Below are 23801 nucleotides of genomic sequence, written 5' to 3' on the forward strand. Positions count from 1 at the left end.
CGTGCGTCATGGTCGCTGTGAGTACCTTACAGGTCACGAACGGTTAAGGCGTCGGCGTGTCGGGGGGATGGGCGGCCCAAGACCGGCTCCACCTGACGACATTCCTCATGTCAGGTAGTGGAAGGCCGGTTTGGGGTGCATGAGGAAGTCGTGGTGGGAGATGGTCCAGGCGTAGGCGCCGGCCATGGCGAAGGCGATGATGTCGCCGGTGTTGACGGATGTGACGACGCGGCGGGCGAAGACGTCCTTGGGGGTGCAGAGCTGGCCGGCGAGGGTGACCGGTTCGTCGGTTATGCCGGTGCCGGGGCGGCCCGTGGGCAGGACGGCGAAGGGGTGGTCGTGGCCCTTGGCGACGGGGGTGCGCAGGTGGTGGGTGCCGCCGGTGAGGACGGCGAACACCTCGCCGTGGACGCGCTTCACGTCGAGCACCCGGGTGAGGTACCAGCCGCAGTAGGCGGTCAGGGCCCGGCCGGGCTCGATGCGCAGCGTCTCGCCCGGGGCGCGCAGGGCGTTGAGGCCGAGGCCGTACCGCTGCCAGTCGAAGAGCTTGTCCGGAGCGTCGTAGGACACGGCCATGCCACCGCCGAGGTTGATCTCGGTGGCCTCCAGCCCGCGGCCGAACGCGAGGACGGCCTCGGCCAGGCCGAGCAGCGCGGGGGCGTCCAGGCCGCTGGCCAGGTGGGCGTGAACGCCGCGCAGCCGCACGCGGTTCTGGCCGCCGGTGGGCCGTAGAGACTCCACGCGGTTCTGGCCGCCGGTGGGCCGCAGGGACTCCACGCGGTTCTGGCCGTCGACGGGTCGCAGGGACTTCGCGTGGTTGTGGTCGCCGGTGGGTCCCAGGGACTGCGCGTCCGTGAGGCGCAGGCATTCCAGAACGCCGTCGGGGTCCATGCCGAAGGGGGTGGCGCCGCCGCCCATGGCCAGGGACGCGCCGTGGACCGGCACGTCGAGGTTGACCCGGAGCAGGGCGTCCGCCGGTACGTCCATGTCGATGAGGCGGCGCAGCTCGCCGGGGCTCTCGACGTGGAGGCGGTGGACGTCCAGGGCCAGCTCGGCGTCGGTCTTGCCCGGTCCGCCGAAGGCGAGGCGGGCGTCCGGGAGGACGGACCGCACGTGGGCGACCTCGCCGATGGAGGACACCTCGAAGCCGTCCGCGTACGGGGCCAGGACGTGCAGCAGCGCCGGGTCCGGGTTGGCCTTGACCGCGTAGTACAGCTCGATGCCGGGCAGCGCCCGCCGTACCGTCGCGGCGTGGGAGTCCAGCGCGGCGAGGTCGTAGACGTAGGCGGGCAGCGCGTCGGCCAGCCGCAGGGCCCGCTCGCGGACGCCGTCCGGGACGATCACGTCCGCTGTGCCCGCGGTCTCCTGGCGCGGGCCTGGGACGGTCACGCCGGTACCCCCGCGAAGGGGTTGGCTATGGGGACGTACCCGGCGTCGCGGTCGGCGGAGCGGGCCCAGCGGGCGGTGAGGTTGGCCTTGGCGGGCAGCGGGGCGCCGGCCAGCAGGTCCGACAGGGGGAGTGGACGCCCGTGCTCCGCGGAGTAGCGGGCCAGCCGGGAGCGGGCCTGCGCCCACAGCTCCCGCAGCAGTTCGTCCGCGACCATGGGGACCTCCGTACGGGCCGGCGCGGCCGCCCGTGCCGCCGTGACGGCGACCGTGGCCGCGATCTCGGGAAGATGGTTCACCATGACGCAGTAGACCACGCGGTTCCAGCCGCGCGTGGCGTCATAGCACGCGGCCCGCGCGGCCGGATCGGGCAGGCCGGAGACGTCGTGGCGTCCGGTGACCAGTTTCGTCCCCTCCAGATCACGAAATATCGCCTCAACCGGCATGCCCTCCGGGGAGATCCCCACGAGCACGTTCTGAAGGTGGGGCTCCAGCACGACGCCGTGCCGGAAGTAGGCGTCGAGAACGGGCACCGCCACCTGTTCGACATAATCCCCCCACCACCCGGCCGGATCCCGCGCCATGGCCTCCGCCACTCGCCCCACCCCGTCGTCCCGCTTGGGGGAGGTGGCGCGGGCGCCGTAGCCGGGGATGGCGAGCGCTCCGGCCAGGACGGGCGTCACGCCGGGCCCGGTGACCTCCCAGGGGCCGCGGCGGACGATCACCCCCAGCCCTTCGAGCAGGCGCGTCCCGAGCGCCGCCGACCGGTAGCCGGGCTCGGCGAGCCACCGCGTGCCCGGGAAGCGCGACGCGAGGTCGCCGAAGACGGGTTCCAGGCGCCGGGTCAGCTCGGCGGCGGCGGTCAGCTCGTACCAGGCGTTCTTCCGCACGCAGTTGGTGATCCGCACATCGAGGCTGAACTTCAGGCATATGCCGATACGAGGCTCGTACACCGTGCGCACCGACGAGGTGGGGACCGCCCGTCCCGGCGCGTCCCCGAGGTCCACGAGCCGCCCGTCCGCGAGGGCGTCCGCCGTCCGCGCGCCGAGCAGGCGGAGCTGCCACGGGTGGGCGGGCAGGAGCACGTACCCGTCCGGCGCCTCGCCCAGCGCGTCCAGGACGCCCGGTTCGCCGCCGGACGCCACCACGTCCTCGCGCACCCCGAGCAGCCGCAGCGGGAACGCCGCGTGCGCCTCGGGCGCGTACCGCTCCCACCCCGCGCCCTCCCGCGCCTTGGGGGAGGGGTGGAACGGGTGCCCGAACACCAGGGCCTGCTCCGAGGCCAGCCACGCGTCGCCCGGCGGCACGGCCGTCCGCCGCGCCCGCAGCAGCGCCGCGATGACGTCCCTGCTCCCGGCCACCTGCCCGGCGAACTCGTCGTTGACCGACGCCGCGGCCCCCGCGCCCAGCTCGGTCTCGACGAGCCGGACCAGCCGGTCCAGGGACAACGGATGCCACGCCCCCTGGTCGAGGCGCTCGGCCGGCCCGTCGAAGCGCAGCGCGGGCCCGCCGGAGGTGGGGACGCGGAGCAGGTGCCCGGCCAGGCGCAGCGTGAGGTACGGCCCCGCCGCCCACACCTGGCCGCGCGGCCCCGCGACCTCGCGCAGGCAGCACCGCAGCAGCGCGGCGACCGAGGCCCGCTCGGCCACCTCGCCGGGGTCGGCGGACGCTCCGTCGTCCGCGGCGCGCCCGGCGGGGGAGTCCAGCGTGGCGCGGTTCATGAGGTCGCCTTTCCGCGGTGGTGGCGCAGGTAGTTCGGGCCGCTCGTCCCGTAGTGCTTGTTGACGTCGGCGGCGACGCGGCCCCGGTCGGCGAGTGTCCCCGCGGTGACCATCGACTTGCCGACGAGCCGCGCCGCGTCGAGCGTGCGGGCGCGCAGCAGCCGGGCCATCGGGTGGCCTCCGTACTCGGCCAGGGCCTTGTCCAGCGCCTCGGCGACGAGCCCGCCGTGCCCGGCCCCGAACGCGACGGCCGCCGCGGCCAGGTGCAGCGTGATCGTCACGAACACGTCGGCCAGGGCGTGCGGGTCGTCGGTGAGCATGCGCGGGTCGGTGAAGTCCGGGACGGCGAGCCCCGCCGCGCGCAGCCGGGCCGGCGAGGCGAGCATCCCGTCGTTGTCCTTGACCAGCAGCCGCGCCGGGCCGTCCGGGCGGAACACCAGCGCGAGGTTCTGCTGGTGGGCCTCCAGGGCGACCCCGTAGGTGACGAAGAGCCGCACGTTCCACGTGAACAGCACGCGCAGGTAGTCGGCCAGCACCCCGGGCGCGTCGCCGCCGGCGTACCGGGCGGCCAGGTCGTCCAGCACGCGGGGCGCGCGGCCGGGGAAGGGGGAGAGCAGGGCCGCGACCGGGACGATCTCGCCCTCCGGGAGGCGGCGGGCCATCCACCCCAGGTACTCGTGCCCGGCGTGGGCGTAGGTCTGCTCGTCGGCGAGCAGGACGTCCAGGCCGGGCTCCCTGTCCACGATCTCGCGCAGCAGCAGCTCGGCCCGCGCGCCGTCGCCGAGCGTGGCGGGCTTGATGGACCGCCGGTTGCGCGCGCCCAGCGTGCTGACGGGCAGCGGCAGCTTCAGGTGCGTGCGCGGCCCGGCCGCGACGGTCCGCATGGAGAGGGTCGGCTGGACGCCGCGGTACGGCTCGTCGAGCACGCGCACGCCGGGAATGTCGCGCACGAGGGGAACGGTCAGCGGGTGGACGGGGAACAGGGTGTGCCCGGGGCCGGGATCTCGCGGCCACCAGCCGGGCGGGTCGCCGGCCCGTGTCGTGCCCGCGACCGGCACCCGCGCCCAGCGGAGCCGGAACTCGGGCGCGAACTCGGGCGCGTAGGCGACGGTGTCCGCCTCCGCCAGGCCGGGCCGCGCCCGCGAGGTGGGATGGACCGGGTGCTCGGCGAAGGCGGCCAGCGACTCGTACACGACGCCGGGGACGCCCCGGCCGTCGCGCGTGCCGTGCGCGGCGGCGATGCGGGCGGCGACCTCGTCGCGGCGGGACTCGAACCAGCGGCGGCCCCGCACGGCCGCCCGGCACTCCTCGGCGAAGGCGGCGACCCCCTCGCCGTCCCGGTAGCCGGCGAGCGCGGCGAGCGAGTCCAGCACCTCGGCGAGCGCCGGCGACTCCTCGGGCGCGCAGACGAAGTCCTGGAACAGGGACCCCGGAACGAGACGCACCACGCGGCCCGTGGGGAGCACGAGCCGGACGCCGTCCTTGTCGTGGGTCATCCGGGCGGCCAGCCCGCCGTAGTCTTCGCGCAGCAACGCGTCGAGGACGCGGGCCGCGACGTGGCGCTCGGCGCCGCTCACCCGATCACCCACGGGTGGCGGGCGCGGAAGCCGTCGACCGCCCGGGACACCGCGGCCTCGTCCGGCCCCACGGCCCTGACGATGCCCAGGTAGTCGCGGTTGGTGTGGGTGAGCTCGACCTGGTCGCCCACCGCGCGCAGGGCGCGGTGCCGCAGCCGGACGTCCCCGGCGTTCTCGGCCACGTCCCCGGGACCCTCCTTGATCGTCCCGGTGGCGTCGGCGACAAGGCTCACCGCCGCGCCGTGCCCCGTGGCGTCCGGCGGCGTCATGACCGGCTCGCCGAGGTGGACGCGCAGGATCCACTCGTGCAGCGGCACCCCGAGCAGCTCCGCGAGCAGAAAGTCGCAGGTGTCGCCGATCACCCGGTAGTTGACCTCGACGACACGCGGCCCCGCGTCCGTCACGACGTACTCGGCGTGGCAGGCGCCGAGCCCGGCCCCGATCGCGGCCAGCGCCCGCAGGACGTGCGGGTCGGCGACGGGGTCCCAGTCCAGCCGTTCCTCGACGAAGTACGGCAGCGGGCCGAGCGTCGTGCGGAACCCGCCGAGCACGCGCAGGTCGCGGCCGTCGCCCAGGGTCTCCAGCGTGCGCAGCGGGCCCTCCAGGTACTCCTCGGCGACGAGCGTGGCCGTGGGCCTGCGGGCGCCGATGTCCGCCACGGCCGTGGCCAGCTCGCCGGAGTCCCGTACGAGCACGACGTCCTCGCTGGCCACCCCCTCGCGCGGCTTGACCACGACCGGGTACGGCAGGTCCGCGGGCGGCGGGCCGCCGGGCGGGAGGCGTACGGAGTGGACGGACTCGACGCCGGCGAGGGCGAGGGCGCGCCGGGTGAGGGCCTTGTTCTTGGCGGTCAGGCAGGCGCGCCAGTCCTTGGCGGGCAGGCCGAAGTACTCGGCGGCGAGCGCGGTCTCGGGCTGGATGTGGTCGGAGTTGGAGAAGATCGCGTCCGGGCGGTGGTGGCGGGCGATCGTGTCGATCACGGCGCGGGCGTCGCGGACGTCGGTGCGGAGTGTCTCGGCGCCGGGGTAGCGTTCCGGCTGGTCGGTGAGGATCGTCACCGCGCATCCGAGCGCGCGGGCGGCGGGCAGGAAGCCACGGGTGACCGAGTCGGTCGGATTGAGCGTGGTCAGATAGAGCCGCACGCGGGCACCCCCGAGATGGAATCAGGTAAGGCTTACCTAACCCAGCCGATCTTAGCCGTCCCGGGACCGGCCGCGCTGCCTGACATGCTAATCACCGGCGATGCCCGCATTGCCCGGCATGCCGGGCGTATTACGGCCTGTTCCGGCGGGCGTCATAGGATGGGCAGTCCGCTGGGAGGAGGCCACGTGAGAGAGATCCCGCACGGCGAGGGCCTGCTCGGGCCGCTGCTTCTCGCGCGCGGAGGCGTCGACAGGTCGGCCGTCCACCGCAACGACGCGGACTGGCTGAGCGCCGCCTGGTCCGACCCCGCCACCCGTGTCCTGCTCGTCCACGACGGCAACACGATGATCCGCCGGCACAACGGCACGGCCGAGCTCGTCCTCGTCTCGCCGCACGAGGCCCCCGACGGCGAGCGCTACCTGCTCGGCGTGGACGCCGACGGCGTCGCCTACTTCGCGGTCGCCACCACGCTGCCGCTGCCCACGCCGTACCCGCTGCCCAAGGGCGCGGAGGTCGCCGAGGCCGTCCAGGACGCCCCCGACTGGGCCGACGTCGCCGCCGAGGGCCTGCGCAGGGCGGGCGCCGTGCTCGGCGACCGGGACGCCGGGCTGCTGGTCAACGCCGTCGCCCTGGAGGCGTGGCACACCACCCACGAGCACTGCCCGAGGTGCGGCGCCGCCACCACCGTGATCGCCGGCGGGCACATGCGCGTCTGCCCGAAGGACGGCAGCCAGCACTTCCCGCGCGTCGACCCCGCCGTCATCATGCTCGTCCACGACGGCGACGACCGCTGCCTGCTCGCCCGCGGCCCGCAGTGGCCGGAGGGGCGCTTCTCGGTGCTGGCCGGGTTCGTCGAGCCCGGCGAGTCCCTGGAGCAGGCCGTCGCCCGCGAGGTGCTGGAGGAGGTCGGTGTCACGGTCAGGACGCCCCGCTACATGGGCAGCCAGCCGTGGCCGTTCCCGCGCAGCCTGATGCTCGGCTTCTTCGCCGAGGCCGCCTCCACCGAGATCATCCTGGACCGCGACGAGATCGCCGAGGCGATGTGGCTGACGCGGTCCGAGCTCGGCGCGGCGGTGGAGAACGGCGAGGTGCGCCTGCCGCCGGGCGTCTCGATCGCCCGCCGCCTCATCGAGAGCTGGTACGGCGCCCCGCTGTCCGGCGACTGGTGACCTCCGGGTCCGCGCGGAGGCCCCGCACAGGAGAACCGGCGGCCGGGGAACGCGTCCCCGCCGCCGGTCCGCGGTCCTTGGACGTCAGGCGCCGGAGCGCGCGAGCAGGCCCTTGAGGTGCATCACCGACGGGTTGGCCAGGGCGGTGCCGTCCTCCAGCACCACGGTGGGAACGAGCTGGTTGCCGCCGTTGACGCTCTCGACGAACTTCGCGGCCGAGGGATCGGTCTCGATGTTGATCTCCTGGTAGGCGATGCCCTCGCGCGTGAGCTGGCTCTTCAGCCGCTTGCACGGTCCGCACCAGCTGGTGGTGTACACCTTAAGCGCCATAGCGTGATTTCCCTTCACGTCCCCAGAGTGGCGTTCGGCCAATACAGCGCAACACGGTGAGCATCGCTCGTGTTCCCTGGCCCGCGCCACACCGCCGCCCGGACCCCTCCGCACGGCGTTACCTTCGCCCGGCCTCTCTAGTGCAGAACGGGCGTGCGCGCGGTGATCCGGTACGAGGACGACGCCTCACGGGCGTCCGTCCGGGCCGTCCGAGCGGCGCCGCGAGACGTCCGGGACGGACGCGAGGCGCCCTGCCCCGAGGCGGACGTGGCCAGACGGCCCGCGATCCACTCCTGGACGTACTCCGCCACGCCCGGCTCCCTGTACAGCGGGCTGCTGTGGTACCAGCCCGGCTGCACGCGGATCTCCATGGGCACGCCCACCTGCGCGAGCTCCTCCTTGAGAAGCTCGCTCTGGTAGGCGGGCACGAACTCGTCGGCCGAGTGCACGCTGAGCACGGGCGCGTCGTGCGCGCTCGCGTGCCAGGGGACCTCCATGCTCGACCAGACCTGCGCGCACCGTCCCGTCGGACGGCACCCGCCCGCCAGCGCGATCGCGGACCTGCGCAGCTTGCGCTGGTCGTAGTCGGCCCCCTCGTCCCCGTCGGAGTACGCCGTCAGCGGCGAGACCACCGGCGAGACGCCGACCACCCCGCGCAGCCCCGGCACGCCGTCCCGGTAGGTGCCGACGGCGGTCGCGATGTGGCCGCCCGCCGAGAAGCCGAGCACGACGTAGCGGTCGGGGTCGAAGGAGAAGAAGTCGGCGTGCTTGCGCGCCAGCGTGATGGCCGCCAGCGTGTCGGTGCGCTGCGCCGGCCAGGCGGCCTCCGTCGAGAGCCGGTAGTTGAGGTTGAAGACGGTGTAGCCGAGCGCGGCGTACGAGCGGCTGACGGCCGTCATGTACTTCTTGTCCCCGCTGCTCCACCAGCCGCCGTGCAGGATGAAGACCGCGGGCCTGCGCCCGGCGCCCGGCTCCCACCACACGTCCATGCGCTGGCGCGCCTTGCGGCCGTAGGAGTAGGTGCGCTTGATCGTGGACGCCAAGGGGTCGGGCTCCGTGGGCGGGCTCGCCGTGGAACTGGCCGTGGGCGCCGGGGAAGGCGTGGCCGACGGCGTCGGCGCCGCGGACGCCGCGACGGCGGGGGCGAGGAGGACGGCGGCCAGAGCGAGCGCGCCCACCGTCACCGTACTTCTCACAGGTTCATCCCTTCCCCGAGATCATGGCCCCATTGTGGGGCACAGTGGCCGGGTTGCGCACGTTCTGCGCTCCCGACCGCACCTTCCCCGTGGGCGGGGCGACGCACGCGGCGCGCTGCTGGAAGGATGATGCCAGCACCCTGTCCGCACCGCACGCCAGGAGGTCCCCTTGGAGCGCGAGGACGTCCTCGCCGGGCTCGACCCGGAACAACGCCAGGTGGCCGAGGCCGTCCGGGGCCCGGTGTGCGTGCTCGCGGGCGCGGGCACCGGCAAGACCCGCGCGATCACCCACCGCGTCGCGCACGCCGTCGCGACCGGCGTGGTGGACGCGCGCAGCGTGCTCGCCGTGACCTTCACCACTCGCGCGGCGGGGGAACTGAAGCAGCGCCTGCGCTCCCTCGGCGTCCAGGGCGTCCAGGCCCGCACGTTCCACGCCGCCGCGCTGCGCCAGCTCACCTACTTCTGGCCGCGCGTCATCGGCGGGGACCCGCCCCGCGTGATCGAGTCCAAGCTCCCCCTGCTCATGGAGGCGGCGCGCGAGCTGCGGCGCGGCTCCGACCGGGGCGAGCTGCGCGACATCGCGGCCGAGGTCGAGTGGGCCAAGGTCACCCAGGTCGCCCCCGAGGACTACCCCGCCCTCGCCGCCAAGGCCGGCCGCACGCCGCCCATCCCCCCCGACGAGGTCGCCCGGCTCTACGAGGCGTACGAGTCGCTGCGCCGCGCGCGCCACCTGGTCGACTTCGAGACCATCCTGGAGCTCACCGCCGCGGTGATGGCCGAGCACGCCGAGGTGGCCAACCAGATCCGCGCCCAGTACCGCTACTTCGTCGTGGACGAGTACCAGGACGTCAACCCGCTGCAGAAGCTCCTGCTCGACACCTGGCTCGGCGGGCGCGACGACGTGTGCGTGGTCGGCGACCCGAACCAGACGATCTACTCCTTCAGCGGCGCCACCGCGCGCTACCTCACCAACTTCCCCGTCGAGCACCCCTCGGCCGCGGTCATCAGGCTCGTCCGCGACTACCGCTCCACGCCGCAGGTCGTCGGCCTGGCCAACGGCGTGCTCGCCAAGGCCCGCACCCCCCACCGCATGGAGCTGGTCGCCCAGCGCCCGGACGGCCCGAGGCCCGTCTTCGCCGAGTGCGACGACGAGCAGGCCGAGGCCGCGCTGGTCGCCCGGCGGGCCAAGGACCTGATCGCCCAGGGGGTGCCCGCCCGCGAGATCGCGGTGCTGTTCCGGATCAACGCCCAGTCCGAGGCGTACGAGCGGGCGTTCGCCGACGCGGGCGTGCCGTACCTGCTGCGCGGCGCCGAGAGGTTCTTCGAGCGGCCCGAGGTGCGCCAGGCGGTGGTGCTGCTGCGCGGCGCCGCGCGCTCGGCCGGCGGGGACGAGCCGCTCGCCCGTGCCGTCCACGACATCCTCTCCGGCCTCGGTCTCACCCCCGAGCCGCCCGGCGGGGGCACCGCGCGGGAGAAGTGGGAGTCGCTCAAGGCGCTGGCCGACCTGGCCGAGGACATCGCGGCCGAGGGCGGCGACCTCCGGCGCTTCGTCGACGAGCTGGAGCGCCGCGCCACCGAGCAGCACGCCCCGCCCGTGGAGGGCGTCACGCTGGCGTCCCTGCACGCCGCCAAGGGCCTCGAATGGGACGCGGTCTTCCTCGCCGGCCTCGTCGACGGCACCCTGCCGATCGTCTACGCCGAGACGTCCGAGCAGCTCGAAGAGGAACGCCGCCTGCTCTACGTGGGCGTCACCCGGGCGCGCGTGCACCTGCACCTGTCGTGGGCGCTCGCCCGGTCGCCGGGCGGCCGCAAGTCGCGCAAACCGTCCCGCTTCCTGGACGGCCTGACCGGGACGGCCCCGGCGCGCCCGGCCGCCTCCCCGCGCGAACGGCGCGCGGGCGTCGCGCGGATCCCGGCGCCGATGCACTGCCGGGTCTGCGCCAAGACCCTGACCTCCGCGACCGAGCAGAAGCTGGGCCGCTGCGCGACCTGCCCCGCCGAGTACGACCAGGAACTGCTCGAACGCCTCAAGACCTGGCGTTCCTCAGTGGCGAAAGCGGCGAAGATGCCGTCATATGTCGTATTCACCGACGTTACGCTGCAGGCAATGGCCGAGCGGGTGCCCACCACAGAGGAGGACCTGCTCGCCATCGCCGGCATCGGCCGCGTCAAGGTGGAGCGGTACGGGGAAGCGGTGCTGGACATCTGTCGCGGAGGGGGAGTCACGTGAACGAGGCGCTCAAGGAGGTGCTCGACCTGCTCGACCTGGAGCAGATCGAGCGGGACATCTTCCGGGGCCGCAGCCCGGAGGAGCGCATCCAGAGGGTCTTCGGCGGGCAGGTCGCCGCCCAGGCCCTGGTCGCGGCGGGCCGCACGGTGCCCGCCGAGCGTTCCGTGCACTCCTTGCACGCCTACTTCATCCGGCCCGGCGACCCGGCCGTGCCCATCGTCTACAACGTCGAGCGCGTGCGCGACGGACGGTCGTTCACCACGCGGCGGGTGGTGGCGATCCAGCACGGCAAGGCCATCTTCACGATGTCCGCCTCCTTCCACATCGCCGAGGACGGCGTCGCGCACCAGGCCGCCGTGATGCCCGAGGTGCCGGACCCCGAGACGCTGCCGCTCTTCCAGGACCGCATGCGTGACCTGGTCGGCGACACCCACCCCTGGCGCGACTGGCTGGCGCGGCCGCGCCCGGTCGACGCCCGGTACGTCACGCCCCTCACCTGGGAGGCGGTCGGCGACCCGTCCCTGCGGGGCTCGGAGACGCGGGTGTGGTTCCGTTACGACGCCGACCTGCCGGACGACCCTCTGCTGCACGTCGTGCTCGCCGCCTACGTCTCCGACTACACGCTGGTCGACACCGTCCTGCTCGCCCACGGCCTGGCGTGGGGCGCCTCGAACGTCAGCGGCGCCTCCCTGGACCACGCCATGTGGTTCCACCGCCCGCTCCGCGTGGACGACTGGGTGCTGTACGACCAGGAGTCGCCGTGGTCGGGCGGCGCTCGCGGGCTCGCCCGGGGACAGATGTTCACGCCTTCGGGAGAGCTCGCGGTCTCGGTCGTGCAAGAGTGCATGATCCGTGTCTCGAATCCGTGAAATCGCAGGTAGAAAATATGTTGCCCGGTTCCGTGATCCACGTTTAGAGTCATGCACAAGCCGATCGGACGATCCGTGTCGGCCGCCGTCAACACACTCGATTGGGAGGTGACCCCAGTGAAGCTGATCTCGATGCCGATGTCCGCCTTGCCGCGGGCCGCTTCCCTGCATGTCGACGCGTCGGCTTCGGCCACGCGGGTCGGCCATTTCGTCGCTCCCACCGCGCCTGAGGTGCTCGTCCTCGAAGCGCGGTCCGTGGCGAAACTCCGGCAGGAGCAGTCTGCCCGCGTCCAGGCCGAGCGTGGCATGGGCGCCTTCGCCTACCGCCGCACCGCCGCCACGGTTGCCGATCTCCCGGCCGTTTTCGGTCCTGAGGCCGGCGACCCGCAGACCACGAGCCCCGCCAATGGTGGGGAGCAGGGTCCGCCATCCTGGAGGCCCCAGCCGGTCACTACCTGACCGGCTGAGAAGCCCTCCAGGCCGCGGATCCGCATCCAGGATCCGCGGCCTTCTTGTTTTTCCGCCGCCGATCACCGCCGATGAGGTAACCGACAAACCGAACATCCAGCAGAAAGGTGACGCAGATGGCGGTAACGACGACCATGGACCTGGTCGACGAAGCCGATATCCCGTGTCGTACCGACCCCGACCTGTGGTTCGCCGAGTCCCCTGAGGACGTCGAGTTCGCCAAGGCCCTCTGTGGAGGGTGCCCCATCCGGAAGCCCTGCCTCGACCGTGCGCTGGAGCGCGAGGAGCCGTGGGGTGTCTGGGGCGGCGAGCTGGTTCTCCGCGGAACCGTCGTCCCGAGGAAGAGGCCCCGGGGTCGCCCGCGTAAGACTCCGGTCGCTGCCTGAGTTAGCCGATAAATCCGTAGACCGCTGAAATTCTCCGAAAGGAACCGGACTGATGAACTCCACGCGAGCCTGGGGCGCCGAGATGCCGTATATGTATGAAGAACTGGTGTTTGACCGAATACGAACGCTGCACCGGGAGGCGGAGTCGCAACGGCTCGTCAGCCACGTACAGCGTCTGCGCAAGGCCCGCCGCAAGGTCGAGCGCGCGTCCACGCGTCTCCACCAGGTTCTCGCCCGCATGGCGTGACGTCCGGCGGGGTGACGCGGCGAAAAGGACGCCGCCGTCCCCCACCGGCCGCACGCCGGTAATGAACTTCCAGGCCTTGATTGCAGTGATCACATTCGAAGGGGCGATCCGGATCTCCGGGTCGCCCCTTCGGCATCGCACTGCCACATTCCGCGCCCCGTCAAGGTGGCCGAACCCTTCCCGAAGAAGACCGCGGAATTGTGCTCGTCGTAGCCCACCGCGCCGTTCGGGCGTCGTGGTCCCCGATCCGGCGTGGAGGACAGGAGGCCGGCTTCCTCGTAGGCTGAGCGTCACGTGACGGACAGGAGGCCAGGGGTGACCGAGACGATGGTGGCCGAGGTGATGGCCGAGCTGGCCCGGCTCGCGGACCCGAAGACGCGCGAGGTGAACGAGAGACACGGTGACGATCACGGTGTGAATCTCGGCGAGCTGCGCGCGCTCGCGAAGCGGCTGAAGACCCAGCAGGACCTCGCGCGCCGGCTCTGGGCGACGGACGACAGCGCGGCGAGACTACTGGCGCTCCTGATCTGCCGCCCGAAGGCGTTCACGCGTGACGAACTGGACGGCATGGTGCGCGAGGCGCGCACACCCAAGGTGCACGACTGGCTCGTGAACTACGTGGTGAAGAAGAGCCCGCACGCCGAAGAGCTGCGCCAGGCCTGGTCCGCCGATCCGGACCCGGTGGTCGCGAGCGCCGGCTGGGCACTGACCACCGAACGCGTGACGAAGAAGCCCGACGGCCTCGACCTGGCAGAACTGCTCGACGTCATCGAGGCGGAGATGAAAAGCGCCCCCGACCGCCTCCAGTGGGCGATGAACCACTGCCTAGCCCAAATCGGCATCGACCACCCCGACCACCGCCCCCGCGCAATGGCGATAGGCGAACGCCTAGAGGTGCTCAAGAACTACCCGACCTCCCCCGGCTGCACGTCCCCCTTCGCCCCGATCTGGATCACCGAAATGGTCCGCCGACAACAGGACAAGACGGTCACCGCTTAGGCGACTCAACGCTAGCGAGGTCAGCGCGGCAGTCGCACGGCCGTGTGGCTTGGCGTGGGGCGCCATGGGCATCATGCGCCACCCGGTGGGGTGTGCGGGTATGGGCGGACGGCGGAGGCGGTGTGGTCTGAAGGTCGGCGGGGGACGGGTCAGGAGGCGGCGATGGCTGTGGGTGGGTCGTTGGGGTTCTCGTCGGCGAAGCCGGGGACCCAGCGCATCATTTCGTCGCGGAAGCGGGCCGTCGTGCCGAGCTGGCACAGCACGCCGATGCCCGCCGCGTGCACCCGGTGGATCAGCACGTAGGACGGCGGGAGGTTGAGCTGGCGCACGACGTTGTTCGGGCGCAGGTCGGTCACCGCGGCCATCTGCCGCTGCAGCCACTCCCTGCTGAAGGTGAACTCTTCCACCCGCGTCGGCTCGACGTACGGGGCGAGGAACCCCCGCAGGGCCTCCTCGTCCACCTTGATGTGCGGGCGGATGAACCCCTCGTCCCTCAGGCCCTGGACCACGCTCTTCATGTCGCCACTGATGAAGATGCGGGTGATCGTGCCGAAGACATCGGGGTAGCCGTCCGGCAGGCGGTTCACGGCGCCGAAGTCCAGCACGCCGAGCCGGCCGTCGGGCAGGACGCGGAAGTTGCCCGGGTGAGGGTCGGCGTGCAGCATGCCCGCGCGGGCGGGGGAGCTGAACAGGAAGCGCACGAACAGCAGCCCCGCGTGGTCGCGCTGCTCCTTGGTGCCCCCAGAGATGATCTTGGAGAGCGGGGTGCCCTCCATCCACTCGGAGACCAGGATCTGCTCGTTGGCCGCGATGACGTCCGGCACGAAGACGTCGGGGTCGTCGTGGTAGGCGGTGGCGAACCCGTGCTGCGCCTCGGCCTCGCGCAGGTAGTCGAGCTCTTCGGCCAGGCGTTCGCGCAGCTCGCCGAGCACGGCCTTGATGTCCAGGCCCGGCAGCAGCGCGCCGAAAAGCTTGCCCAGCCGGGCGAGCTGGTTGAAGTCGGACAGCAGCGCCTTCCCCGCCCCCGGATACTGGATCTTGACGGCCACCTGGCGGCCGTCCTGCCAGACGGCGCGGTGCACCTGGCCGATCGACGCCGCGGCGGCCGGGGTGTCGTCGAACTCCTTGAAGTACGCGCGCCAGCCGTCGCCGAGCTGCTCGGTGAGCACGGCGTGGACGGCCGACGCCGGCAGCGGCGGAGCCGCGTCCTGAAGCTTGGTCAGCGTCGCGCGGTAGGGGCCGGCGATCTCGGGCGGCAGCGCCGCCTCGAAGATCGAGAGTGCCTGCCCGAGCTTCATCGCGCCGCCCTTGAGCTCTCCGAGGACCTTGAAGATCTGCTCGGAGGTGCGCTGCTGGATCTCTTGGGCGACGATCTCGGCGCTCTTCCCGCCGATCCGTTTGCCCAGCCCGAGGGCGGTGCGGCCGGCGAACCCCAAAGGGAGCGTCGCCAGCTTGGCGGAACGCGTCACGGCATGTTGGGGGAAGTCACTCACGCGACCATTGTTAGCGCTCCCAAGTCGTTTCGACTACAACGACATTGCGGATGAGGGGTCCAGCTTCGTTTTTTCCAATGCCAATCAGGCAATACGTCGACTGTGCTGTTCGTCACATCGGGCTCCGCGCCGTCGACAGAACCCAGAACATAGGCCGCGGCCTGGGCCGCGACCAGCGTTGACAGCACGCTCGCGCAGGCGATCTCACCCGCGGGAAAGCCGCCCAGTCCAGCCCCGACCATGGGCCACGCCGGGTCGCGGTCGCGGCGCGCGAGGTCGAGGCAGCGCAGGCACGAGGTGCGCCCGGGCAGCACCAGCGGGCCCACCGAGCCGACCCCCTCGCCGGCCGTGACCAGCAGGTGGGGAATGCCGAGCGAGACCAGCTCGCGGGGGAGCAGCTCGTCGAGCGGGCCCACCGGGGCCAGCACCACCAGGTCGGGCCGGCGGGCGCCGTCCGACAACTGCGAGGCCGTGCGGCCGGTCCAGGCGTTGACGCTCGGTGCCACCCGGCGCGCGACGGCCACCGCGGCCTCCTGCCGGGTGAGGCCGACCTCGGCGAACGACAGCCCGCCCGGCACGACGTCCTCCTCTCGCGTCCGCTCGGGGTCGACGACGCACAGATGGCCGATCCCCGACGCGGCGAGCAGGGCGACGACCTGCGCGCCGACCCGGCCCGCGCCGTAGACCCGGATATGCGCGCGGCGGCGGCGTTCGAGAGCGGCGAGCCCGCCGTCCCCGGCGTCGGCGGGCGACAAGGACAGCGCGTCGAGGTCGGGGCCGAGCCGGTCGCGCTCGGCGGTGGACATGCCCCGCAACGGCTCGGGCCGCGTGGCGGCGTCGTCCAGCAGCCCGCGCCCGGCCAGCAGCCGCACCACCGCCCGGACCGTCGCCTCGTCGAGACCGCTGCCCGCGATCAGCTCGTCGAGCGTGCGCGTGCCGTCGAGGCTCTCGACGAACCCGCGCATGCGCGGGTCGAGGTCGGCGAGTACGACCGCGCGTATCGGATGGACTCCAAGCTGCAACGTGCGGTCGTCACGCGGCAGGCGCCGCAACGCCGGCTTGAGCCGCGGACGCAGCGGCTCCCACGCGGGCCGCTCCGGGTTGGCGGGCGGCCCGGACGCACCGGGCGGACAGGGGCCGTCGGGTGGCGCGCAGGCGCCCGGCGGACGGGGAGCCTGGAGCGTACCGGAGGCGTCCTGCGGACAAGGAGCATCGGACCGACGGGGAGCATCGGGCCCGTGGGTACCGTTGGACTGGTGGGGACCGTCGGACGTGTGGGAGGTCATGGGCGGGAGCCTGGCAGATCGGTGCGGAGTCCGGGCGTGATCGTCCACCGCCTGTGGATAACCATGCGGCGTGGCGTCGGCCAGAGCCGGATCAACCCGGACGAAGGGCGCCCCGAGCTGGGGACCGCTGATCGCCTTCAGCGAACACGGGCGCGGCGCCGCGTGCTCGATCTTGAAAGGGCGGTTTTCCCCGTGGACACAGAGGCGACGGCACCGGGCACCGCGTCTCCGGCGTGATGACGGTGTGACCGACGTGATACCTGAACATTAAGCGAACGCGGATTGACCAGGGAAAACGTGATTCACCCCCTGTGGAATCGCGGCACTCTCGGCTACCGTGCATATGTGCCCCCCGAGACAGTCGAGGTACGCCGGAGTGCACGCCGACGGCGAACCGTTTCCGCATATCGCGATGGCGACAAGACCGTCGTGCTCCTGCCCGCGGGGCTGAGCAGCACCGACGAAGAGCAGTGGGTGCGCCGCATGCTCGACCGGCTCAAGGCCAAAGAGCAGCGCAGGCGCCCGAGCGACGACGACCTGCTCGAACGCGCCCGCGAGCTTGCCTTGCGCTACCTGGGCGACAACGCGTCACCCACGAGCGTGCGCTGGGCCGAGAACCAACGGCACCGCTGGGGCTCATGTACTCCCGATCATGGCACGATCCGCCTCTCGACGCGACTCCGCGGCATGCCCGCCTGGGTCGTCGACTATGTCATCATGCACGAGCTGGCCCACCTGATCGTGCCGAACCACGGCCCGCGCTTCTGGGCCCTGGTGGAGCGCTACCCGAAGGCGGAGCGGGCGCGCGGCTTCCTGGAAGGGTTCTCCATGGCGGCCAACGGCTCGGTGGAGGAGTGTTGAGGCTGGCGGCCGTCCTGGTCACGCCGCAGGCGGGCGCGGGGGCGCCCCCGGGAGTGGACCCGCGCGAGTTCCTGTTCGCCGTGGCCGAGGACACCTACGAGATCGTCGCCGGGCTCGACCTGGTCGAGCCCGTGATCGTCGCCGCCGGCGTCGACGGGCTGGAGGAGATCGCCTGGCCGGGCACCAAGGTGCTCTCCGCCCCCGACGTCGCCGGCGCCTTCGCCGCCCTGCGCCCCTACGGCGAGGAGGCGGTGGTGGTCAGCGCGGACGCGCCCGACCTTCCCCCGCTGCTCATCGGCAAGCTGTTCCGCGAGCTCGGCCGGGCCCCGATCGCGGTCTGCCCCGCCGAGGGCGGCGGCGCGGTGGCGATCGCCGCCCGCCTGCCGTACCCGGACTGGGCCACGGCCGGGCTCGACGACCCCGACGTGGTCGCGCGCCTGCGCGCCCAAGCCCCCGGGCGGCGCATGGTCGCCACCGGCCCCGGCTGGCACCGCCTGCGCGTCCCCGGCGACCTGGCCAGGCTCGACCCCGGCCTCGAAGGCTGGGAGAACACCCGCCTGCTGCTGAGCGCGGGCCGTCCCTCAGCCTGAGACGGGCAGCGTCAGCTCGGCCAGCACGGCCCGGTGGTCGGTGCCCGGCACGTCGAACACCTTGTAGGCGCGAAAGCCCACGCGGTGGTCGGCGAGCACGTGGTCGATGGTGATCAGCGGCGGCAGGCGCTTGTTCGCCGGCCACGTCGGCGTCAGCCCGCCGCCCGTGGCGTCCCCCGCGTCCCGGTAGCCGCGCGCGACGAGCTTGCGCATCTCGGCGTGGTCCAGGCTCGCGTTGAAGTCGCCCGCGAGGACGCGCAGCGGCCCCGAGGCGGGCCCGGATGGCAGCGCGCGCAGCCCGTCGGTCCACTGCGCGACCTGCCGCCCCAGCGGAGGCAGCGTGTGCACGTCCACGATCTCCAGCGACGGCCCGCCGGGCAGGTCCAGCCGCGCCGCGGGCATGTTGTGCCCGATGACCTGGAACAGCCCGTCGAGCCTGCTGATCGGGTGGCTGGAGAAGATGCCGCTGCCGGCGGCGCTCCACTCGTCCTCCAGCACCCGGTACGGCATCAGCTCCTTCAGCCCGGCCGCGTCGAGGTCGGCGACCGCCGCGGGCGTGAGCTCCTGGGTGTTCAGCACGTCGGGGCGGTGCCGCCGCACGAGATCGACCACGGTGGCGGCGTCGCCGTGCCCGAAGAACAGGTTGGCCGTCAGCATCGTGAAAGGGCGCCCCGAGGGCGTGGTCTCCCCGAACGCCCGCGGAAGGACGCTGAGGCCGAGGGCGGCGCTCGCCGCGACCGCGACGGCGGTCACGGCCCTGCGGCGGGACAGCAGCGCCAGCAGGAGCGGCAGCAGCGAGCCCGCCGCCGCGTACGGGGTGGCGGTCATGATCTGGGCCGGGAACGATCCACGTTCCAGGCCGGCCAGCCGCCACACCGCCCAGGCAGCGAACGGCGTCACCGCCACCCAGGCCAGCGCGCCGGGCACGCGCCTGCGGCGCCATGGTGTGCGGGACGGGGTGACGATGACGCCGCCCACCGATGTATCGGTCGTGGTGTCCACCAATCCCCCGGACGTCGATGCGGGACCCCGGGTGCGGGTCCTCTCCCGCGACCCTATCCAGCCGATGTATGGACCGCGTGAAGACAGCGCCGCGACAGCGATGGGTGTGATCGGGAAAACACCGTGGTCAGACGGTGTCGTGAGGGGCGGTTTCCGAGGCGAGGGGCGGGAGGTCCGGCAGCAGGGCACGCGCGCGCCTGGCCAGCCGGCGGGTCGCCTCGTCGGTCGGCTCGGGGATGTCGTCCACCGGCACCCACCGCAGCTCCAGCGACTCCGCGCTGATCACGTACTCGGCCCCCGGCGGCGCGACCGCCCCGTACTCGACGTCCAGGTGCCAGCTGTAGGGGGAGTGGCACCACACCCGGTGGCGGTCCAGCGCGAGCGGCCCCGGCAGGAGCCTGACCCCTGAGATGCCGGACTCCTCCACGGCCTCCCGCAGCGCGACGGCCTCCAGCGTGGCGTCCGTCGCCTCGCAGTGCCCGCCCATGGGCAGCCACATGCCGGCCTTGGGGTGCAGCGTGAGCAGCACCTTGGCGCCGTCGTGCGACAGCACCGCCGTGGTCGCCGTCAGGTGGCCCGGCGCGCACGAGCGCCACATCGCGTCCTCGTGCGCGTCCACGTGCTCCAGGAACTCCAGCCGGAGGGCCTCCTCGGCCGGGGTGGGCGCCGTCCACCGCGCCAGCGCGGCACGGGCGTCCTCGCGCAGCGTCATGCGTCCCCGGGCGCCTTCGGGCCGGAGCCGGGCTCGTCGTCCGGCTTGCCCTCCTCAAGGTCCGACAGGTCGAACCGGGTCTCGCCCCGGACGAAGGCCTGAGGGTCGTCGAGGTCGGCGGCCGTGGGCATCAGGTCGGGGTGGGACCACACCGCGTCGCGCCCGTCCACGCCGCGGTCGGCGGCCAGGGCCTGCCACAGCGCGGCGGCCTCGCGCAGCCGGCGCGGGCGCAGTTCCAGGCCCACCAGGGTGGCGAAGGTGCGTTCGGCGGGGCCGCCGGTCGCGCGGCGCCTGCGCACGGTCTCCGAGAGCGCGGCGACCGACGGCAGCTTGCCCTCGGCGGCGGCGTCGGTGACCGTGCCGACCCAGCCCTCCACCAGGGCCAGCAGGGTCTCCAGCCGTGCCAGCGCGGCCTTCTGCCGCTCGGTCTCCTCTGGCTTGAGCAGGGCACTCCCGCTCAGCGCCTCCTGGAGCTGTTCCATGTTGCTGACGTCCAGCCCGCGGATCTGCTCCTCCAGCGCGGAGGTGTCCACGGTGATGCCCTTGGCGTACTCTTCGACCGCGCCGAACAGCTGCGTGCGCAGCCACGGGACGTGCTGGAACAGGCGGTGGTGCGCCGCCTCCCTCAGCGCCAGGTACAGCCGGATCTCCTCGGACGAGATCTCCAGGCCGTGGCTGAAGGCGGCGATGCCGCCCGGCAGCAGCGCCGCGGTCTCCGACAGCGGCAGCCCGATGTCGGAGGAGCCGATCACCTCGGGTGCGAGGGTGCCGAGGGCCTGGCCGATCTGGCTGCCGACCATCATGCCGCCCATCTGGCGCATCATGCCCATCAGCGGGCCGAGCTGGGCGGCCATCGCCTGGGCCTCAGCACCGCCGCCGAGGCTGCCGAGCGTGCCGCCCATGGTCTCGACCATGCGCGCCGCGATCGGGTCGCACAGCCGTTTCCATACCGGGACGGTCTTCTCGATCCACTCCGAACGGCTCCACGCCTCGGGGCCGTCCAGGCCACTTGGAAGCGCGGTCACCTCGTTCAGCCAGAGGTCGGCCAGGCGCAGCGCGTCCACGATCTGGCGGCGCTCGCCTTCCATGACGCTCGGATCGCCCTCCGCCACCACGGCGTGACGCGCGATGTTCTTGGCCATGTCCCAGTTGACCGGCCCCGACCCCTGCGGGGCCGAGAGCATGTCGGCGAACTGCCTCATGGCCGCGGCCATCTGCTCCGGATCGCCGAACATCGCGAAGGGATTCTCATTGGGGTCGTTTTCGCGACCTGGCTGGTCAGTCACTGCTCTACCTCGTGCAGGATGGAGGAGTCCACATCCGCCACGTTATCCGTCGCAGGGCGGATCAGTGCAAAGTGAGGACCTGGTGCCTACCTCGAAACGCCTCCGGCCACCGGTCGTCGCCGTCACCGGCGCGGCCTCGGGGCTGGGGAGAGAATTCCTCTCCCGGGTCGCCTCGTCTGCGGATTTCCGCCGCGTGGTGGCGATCGACGACCAGCGGGGCGACGTCCCTGACGTCACGTGGCGGGTCCTCGACGTCCGAGATCCGCTCTTGGCGAACCGCATCTCCGACGTGGACGTCCTGGTGCATCTCGCCACCGACTACAGCCTCGACTCCGACCCCGGCGAGCGCCGCGCCTACAACCTGCGCGCCGCCCAGACCGTGCTCACCGCCTCCGCCGCCGCCCGCGTCCGGCGTGTCGTGCTCGTCACCAGCGCCATGGTGTACGGCGCGGCGCCCGACAACGCGGTGCCGCTGCCCGAGGACGCCCCCGTCGCCGCCGAGCCCGACTCCGGCGTCGTCGGCGACCATCTGGAGATCGAGGCCCTCGTCCGGCGGGCCCTGCGCAGCCACCCCGGCCTGGAGGTCACCGTGCTGCGGCCCGCCGCCGTGGTCGGCCCCGGCATCGACACCGTGGTCACCCGCCACTTCGAGGCGCCGCGCCTGCTCACCGTCAAGGGATCAGAGCCCCGCTGGCAGTTCTGCCACGTGGACGACCTGGTCTCAGCGCTCGAAATGGCCGCGCTCGGCCTGGTCTCCGGCGTGGTCACCGTCGGCGGCGACGGATGGCTGGAGATGGAGCAGGTCGAAGAGATCTCCGGGCTGCGCCGGTTCGAGCTGCCCGCCGGGGTCACCTTCGGCACCGCCCAGCGCCTGCACCGGCTCGGCATCACCCCCGCCCCCGCCACCGACCTCCACTACGTCGTCTACCCGTGGGTGGTCGACTGCGCCTCGCTGCGCGCCGCCGGGTGGAAGCCGGCCTGGACCAACGAGGCCGCCCTGCAGCAGCTCCTCGAACTCGGCGAGGGCCGGCACGCCGTCGTCGGGCGCCGCCTGTCCGGCAAGGAGGCCACGATCACCGCGGCCGGCGCCACCGTCGCCGTCATCGGCACCGCGGCCATCGTCCGCAGGGCCCGCCGCAAGCGGCGCGGCTGACGGGGGTCCCCCGCCCGTCCGAAGGGGCCGGGGTACCCTCGTGGCGTGGACGTGATCCGTTTGCTCGACGTTCGTGAGACGCCGCTGTCCGTGGACGAGGTGCTCGCCGCCGTCGGTGACCACGCGGCCGGCGGCACCACGCTCTTCGTCGGCACCGTGCGTGACCACGACCACGGCAGGCCCGTCACCCTGCTGTCCTACTCCGCGCACCCCTCGGCTCTCGACGCCCTGCGCCGCGTCGCCGAGAAGGTCGCCGCCGACCACCGGGTGACGGCCCTGGCCGCCGTCCACCGCGTCGGAGACCTGGCGCTCGGCGACATCGCGGTGATCGTCGCCGTGGCCGCGCCGCACCGGGGCGAGGCGTTCGAGGCGTCCCGGCGCCTCATCGACGACCTCAAGGCCGAGGTGCCGATCTGGAAGCACCAGCGCTTCACCGACGGGTCCGCCGAATGGGTCGGCGCCTGCGACTGATCCCCGCGCGCGGACGCCTGCGATGACCTGGATGTCCGCCCTATGTGCGTCCGCGTGTGTCCGCGCCAGGGTGGTCGCGGTGAGCGCATAGAGTTTCCACCATGTCCCGACGAGGTCTGACGTTGATGGTGGCGGGCGTCCTCACGCTGCTGCTGGGCGGCGCCGGCGCGCTGCTCCCCGTGCCCTACGTCGCGCTCAGCCCCGGCCCGACCGAGAACACCCTCGGCGACGTCAAGGGCAAGCCGGTGATCACGATCTCCGGCCGCGAGACCTACCCGACGTCCGGCAAGCTCAGCCTCGTCACCGTCGCCTACCAGGGTGGCCCCGGCGCGCGCATCGACCTGCTCACCGCCCTGCGCGGCTGGATGGACCCCGACGTGGCGGTCGTCCCCGAGGAGACCATCTTCCCCAAGACCGTGACGGTCAAAGAGGTCGAGCAGCAGAACACCCAGGAGATGAGCACCTCCCAGCAGGACGCCACCGCCGCGGCGCTCAACGAGCTCAAGATCCCCATCAAGGTCATCGTCGCCGTCGCCTCCACCCAGAAGGGCAAGCCCGCCGACGGCAGGCTCCGCGCCGGCGACGAGATCACCAGCGTGAACGGCACCTCCGTCCGCACCATCGACGACGTCTCCGCCGGGGTGCGCAAGCACAAGCCGGGCGAAGAGGTGGAGTTCGGCATCGTCCGGGACGGCAAGAGCTCCACCCTGCGCATCCCCACGGTCGCCGGCAAGGACGGCCCCATCGTCGGCATGATCATGGGGACCCAGTTCAAGTTCCCCTTCACCGTGAACGTCAACGTGGGGGACGTCGGCGGCCCGAGCGCCGGCCTCATGTTCTCGCTCGGCATCTACGACAAGCTCACCCCCGGCGCGCTCACCGGGGGCAAGGCGATCGCCGGCACCGGCACGATCACGCCGGACGGCAAGGTCGGCCCGATCGGCGGCATCCAGCAGAAGATGATCGGCGCCCGCGACTCCGGCGCCACGGTCTTCCTGACCCCCGCCGACAACTGCGCCGACGCCGTCCAGGCCGTGCCCAAGGGCCTGCGCCTGGTGAAGGTGGGCACCATGCACGACGCCGTCCAGGCGATCGACGCGCTGCGCACCGGCTCCGGGCCGGTGCCGGGCTGCCAGGTCCGTTGAGCGCGACCCGACGATCTTCCTCTACCCGGCCGCGCGCGGGGAACCAGCCGCGCGCGCGAGCCGTTGGGCCACGTGTACGCG

General features: G+C 72.8%; 23 protein-coding genes. 12 read left to right on the forward strand and 11 right to left on the reverse strand.

The window, feature by feature from the left end; all coding sequences use genetic code 11:
- Positions 1 to 105: 105 nt before the first annotated feature.
- Genes BJ982_RS13155 through BJ982_RS13170 form a run of 4 tightly spaced genes read right to left on the reverse strand, consistent with a single transcriptional unit; the run spans position 106 to position 5826 of the window.
- Entirely contained in the window at positions 106 to 1389 is a 1284-nt protein-coding gene (locus BJ982_RS13155) for a type III PLP-dependent enzyme domain-containing protein (RefSeq protein ID WP_239123762.1), read from the reverse strand.
- On the reverse strand, positions 1386 to 3107 hold the full coding sequence (locus BJ982_RS13160) for an IucA/IucC family protein (protein ID WP_184879964.1): 1722 nt from the start codon (positions 3105 to 3107) through the stop codon (positions 1386 to 1388). The genes BJ982_RS13155 and BJ982_RS13160 overlap by 4 nt, the downstream gene beginning before the upstream one ends.
- Positions 3104 to 4684, reverse strand: coding sequence for an IucA/IucC family protein (locus tag BJ982_RS13165; protein ID WP_239123761.1), 1581 nt, complete (start codon positions 4682 to 4684; stop codon positions 3104 to 3106). Before BJ982_RS13165 ends, BJ982_RS13160 begins: the two co-directional genes overlap by 4 nt.
- On the reverse strand, positions 4681 to 5826 hold the full coding sequence (locus tag BJ982_RS13170; protein ID WP_184879966.1) for an ATP-grasp domain-containing protein: 1146 nt from the start codon (positions 5824 to 5826) through the stop codon (positions 4681 to 4683). The genes BJ982_RS13165 and BJ982_RS13170 overlap by 4 nt, the downstream gene beginning before the upstream one ends.
- A 186-nt stretch (positions 5827 to 6012) precedes the next feature.
- On the opposite strand from BJ982_RS13170, the gene nudC reads away from it, so the two are divergent.
- Positions 6013 to 6996 carry an NAD(+) diphosphatase gene (gene nudC, locus BJ982_RS13175; protein ID WP_373869713.1) on the forward strand — a complete coding sequence of 328 codons (984 nt, stop codon included), beginning with the start codon at positions 6013 to 6015 and terminating at the stop codon, positions 6994 to 6996.
- A gap of 84 nt (positions 6997 to 7080) precedes the next feature.
- Here nudC and BJ982_RS13180 read toward each other — a convergent pair whose 3' ends face one another.
- A complete protein-coding gene (locus BJ982_RS13180; RefSeq protein WP_184879970.1) occupies positions 7081 to 7326 on the reverse strand; it encodes a mycoredoxin in 246 nt (81 codons plus the stop codon).
- Between the two features lie 137 nt (positions 7327 to 7463).
- The gene (locus tag BJ982_RS13185; RefSeq protein ID WP_239123760.1) at positions 7464 to 8522 is read right to left on the reverse strand and encodes an alpha/beta hydrolase; all 1059 of its coding nucleotides are present in this window, start codon (positions 8520 to 8522) and stop codon (positions 7464 to 7466) included.
- Positions 8523 to 8691: 169 nt separating this feature from the next.
- On the opposite strand from BJ982_RS13185, the gene BJ982_RS13190 reads away from it, so the two are divergent.
- From BJ982_RS13190 to BJ982_RS13215, 6 genes are all read left to right on the forward strand, one after another.
- A complete protein-coding gene (locus BJ982_RS13190) occupies positions 8692 to 10752 on the forward strand; it encodes an ATP-dependent DNA helicase UvrD2 (RefSeq protein ID WP_184879972.1) in 2061 nt (686 codons plus the stop codon).
- Entirely contained in the window at positions 10749 to 11621 is an 873-nt protein-coding gene (locus BJ982_RS13195; protein WP_184879974.1) for an acyl-CoA thioesterase, read from the forward strand. Before BJ982_RS13190 ends, BJ982_RS13195 begins: the two co-directional genes overlap by 4 nt.
- 51 nt (positions 11622 to 11672) lie before the next feature.
- The gene (locus tag BJ982_RS13200; RefSeq protein WP_184879976.1) at positions 11673 to 12080 is read left to right on the forward strand and encodes a hypothetical protein; all 408 of its coding nucleotides are present in this window, start codon (positions 11673 to 11675) and stop codon (positions 12078 to 12080) included.
- Between the two features lie 125 nt (positions 12081 to 12205).
- A complete protein-coding gene (locus BJ982_RS13205) occupies positions 12206 to 12475 on the forward strand; it encodes a WhiB family transcriptional regulator (protein WP_184612259.1) in 270 nt (89 codons plus the stop codon).
- A 52-nt stretch (positions 12476 to 12527) separates the two neighbouring features.
- Positions 12528 to 12722, forward strand: coding sequence for a hypothetical protein (locus tag BJ982_RS13210; protein ID WP_184889971.1), 195 nt, complete (start codon positions 12528 to 12530; stop codon positions 12720 to 12722).
- Positions 12723 to 13037: 315 nt separating this feature from the next.
- Positions 13038 to 13721, forward strand: coding sequence for a DNA alkylation repair protein (locus tag BJ982_RS13215; protein WP_239123759.1), 684 nt, complete (start codon positions 13038 to 13040; stop codon positions 13719 to 13721).
- 149 nt (positions 13722 to 13870) lie between these two features.
- On the opposite strand, the gene BJ982_RS13220 is transcribed toward BJ982_RS13215, so the two are convergent.
- Together BJ982_RS13220 and BJ982_RS13225 are read right to left on the reverse strand one after the other, a co-directional pair.
- Complete coding sequence (locus BJ982_RS13220) at positions 13871 to 15214, reverse strand: ABC1 kinase family protein (protein WP_184879978.1); 1344 nt, start codon at positions 15212 to 15214, stop codon at positions 13871 to 13873.
- Positions 15211 to 16236: a ThiF family adenylyltransferase gene (locus tag BJ982_RS13225; RefSeq protein WP_239123758.1), complete on the reverse strand. Its 1026-nt coding sequence runs from the start codon at positions 16234 to 16236 to the stop codon at positions 15211 to 15213. The genes BJ982_RS13220 and BJ982_RS13225 overlap by 4 nt, the downstream gene beginning before the upstream one ends.
- A gap of 609 nt (positions 16237 to 16845) precedes the next feature.
- On the opposite strand from BJ982_RS13225, the gene BJ982_RS13230 reads away from it, so the two are divergent.
- Both BJ982_RS13230 and BJ982_RS13235 read left to right on the forward strand, forming a co-directional pair.
- Complete coding sequence (locus BJ982_RS13230; RefSeq protein WP_184879980.1) at positions 16846 to 17361, forward strand: M48 metallopeptidase family protein; 516 nt, start codon at positions 16846 to 16848, stop codon at positions 17359 to 17361.
- Positions 17355 to 17951 (forward strand): glycosyltransferase family protein, encoded by a 597-nt coding sequence (locus BJ982_RS13235; RefSeq protein ID WP_184879982.1) that lies wholly within the window; start codon positions 17355 to 17357, stop codon positions 17949 to 17951. Before BJ982_RS13230 ends, BJ982_RS13235 begins: the two co-directional genes overlap by 7 nt.
- Here the strand turns inward: BJ982_RS13235 and BJ982_RS13240 are convergent.
- The 3 genes from BJ982_RS13240 to BJ982_RS13250 all read right to left on the reverse strand — a co-directional run bounded on the left by BJ982_RS13240 (position 17943) and on the right by BJ982_RS13250 (position 20900).
- Positions 17943 to 18953: an endonuclease/exonuclease/phosphatase family protein gene (locus BJ982_RS13240; protein ID WP_239123757.1), complete on the reverse strand. Its 1011-nt coding sequence runs from the start codon at positions 18951 to 18953 to the stop codon at positions 17943 to 17945. The genes BJ982_RS13235 and BJ982_RS13240 overlap by 9 nt on opposite strands.
- A 127-nt stretch (positions 18954 to 19080) precedes the next feature.
- A complete protein-coding gene (locus BJ982_RS13245; RefSeq protein ID WP_184879985.1) occupies positions 19081 to 19665 on the reverse strand; it encodes an NUDIX hydrolase in 585 nt (194 codons plus the stop codon).
- A complete protein-coding gene (locus tag BJ982_RS13250) occupies positions 19662 to 20900 on the reverse strand; it encodes a zinc-dependent metalloprotease (RefSeq protein WP_184879987.1) in 1239 nt (412 codons plus the stop codon). The genes BJ982_RS13245 and BJ982_RS13250 overlap by 4 nt, the downstream gene beginning before the upstream one ends.
- A 130-nt stretch (positions 20901 to 21030) precedes the next feature.
- Between BJ982_RS13250 and BJ982_RS13255 the strand changes: the two genes are divergently transcribed.
- From BJ982_RS13255 to BJ982_RS13265, 3 genes are all read left to right on the forward strand, one after another.
- Positions 21031 to 22104, forward strand: a complete 1074-nt coding sequence (locus BJ982_RS13255) for an NAD-dependent epimerase/dehydratase family protein (RefSeq protein WP_184888793.1) — start codon at positions 21031 to 21033, stop codon at positions 22102 to 22104.
- Between the two features lie 45 nt (positions 22105 to 22149).
- Positions 22150 to 22575: a molybdenum cofactor biosynthesis protein MoaE gene (locus BJ982_RS13260; protein WP_184879989.1), complete on the forward strand. Its 426-nt coding sequence runs from the start codon at positions 22150 to 22152 to the stop codon at positions 22573 to 22575.
- A 101-nt stretch (positions 22576 to 22676) separates the two neighbouring features.
- Positions 22677 to 23720 (forward strand): YlbL family protein, encoded by a 1044-nt coding sequence (locus BJ982_RS13265; RefSeq protein ID WP_184879990.1) that lies wholly within the window; start codon positions 22677 to 22679, stop codon positions 23718 to 23720.
- Positions 23721 to 23801: the final 81 nt, after the last annotated feature.

The sequence above is a fragment of the Sphaerisporangium siamense genome (assembly GCF_014205275.1).
GTDB lineage: Bacteria > Actinomycetota > Actinomycetes > Streptosporangiales > Streptosporangiaceae > Sphaerisporangium > Sphaerisporangium siamense.

Bases quoted from the DNA above. Each gene is read 5' to 3' on its own strand.
- BJ982_RS13180 (WP_184879970.1), bottom strand. From the start codon at position 7,326: ATGGCGCTTAAGGTGTACACCACCAGCTGGTGCGGACCGTGCAAGCGG.
- BJ982_RS13250 (WP_184879987.1), bottom strand. From the start codon at position 20,900: ATGTTCGGCGATCCGGAGCAGATGGCCGCGGCCATGAGGCAGTTCGCC.
- BJ982_RS13265 (WP_184879990.1), top strand. From the start codon at position 22,677: ATGTCCCGACGAGGTCTGACGTTGATGGTGGCGGGCGTCCTCACGCTG.
- BJ982_RS13160 (WP_184879964.1), bottom strand. From the start codon at position 3,107: ATGAACCGCGCCACGCTGGACTCCCCCGCCGGGCGCGCCGCGGACGAC.
- BJ982_RS13205 (WP_184612259.1), top strand. From the start codon at position 12,206: ATGGCGGTAACGACGACCATGGACCTGGTCGACGAAGCCGATATCCCG.
- BJ982_RS13210 (WP_184889971.1), top strand. From the start codon at position 12,528: ATGAACTCCACGCGAGCCTGGGGCGCCGAGATGCCGTATATGTATGAA.
- BJ982_RS13245 (WP_184879985.1), bottom strand. From the start codon at position 19,665: ATGACGCTGCGCGAGGACGCCCGTGCCGCGCTGGCGCGGTGGACGGCG.
- BJ982_RS13200 (WP_184879976.1), top strand. From the start codon at position 11,673: ATGCACAAGCCGATCGGACGATCCGTGTCGGCCGCCGTCAACACACTC.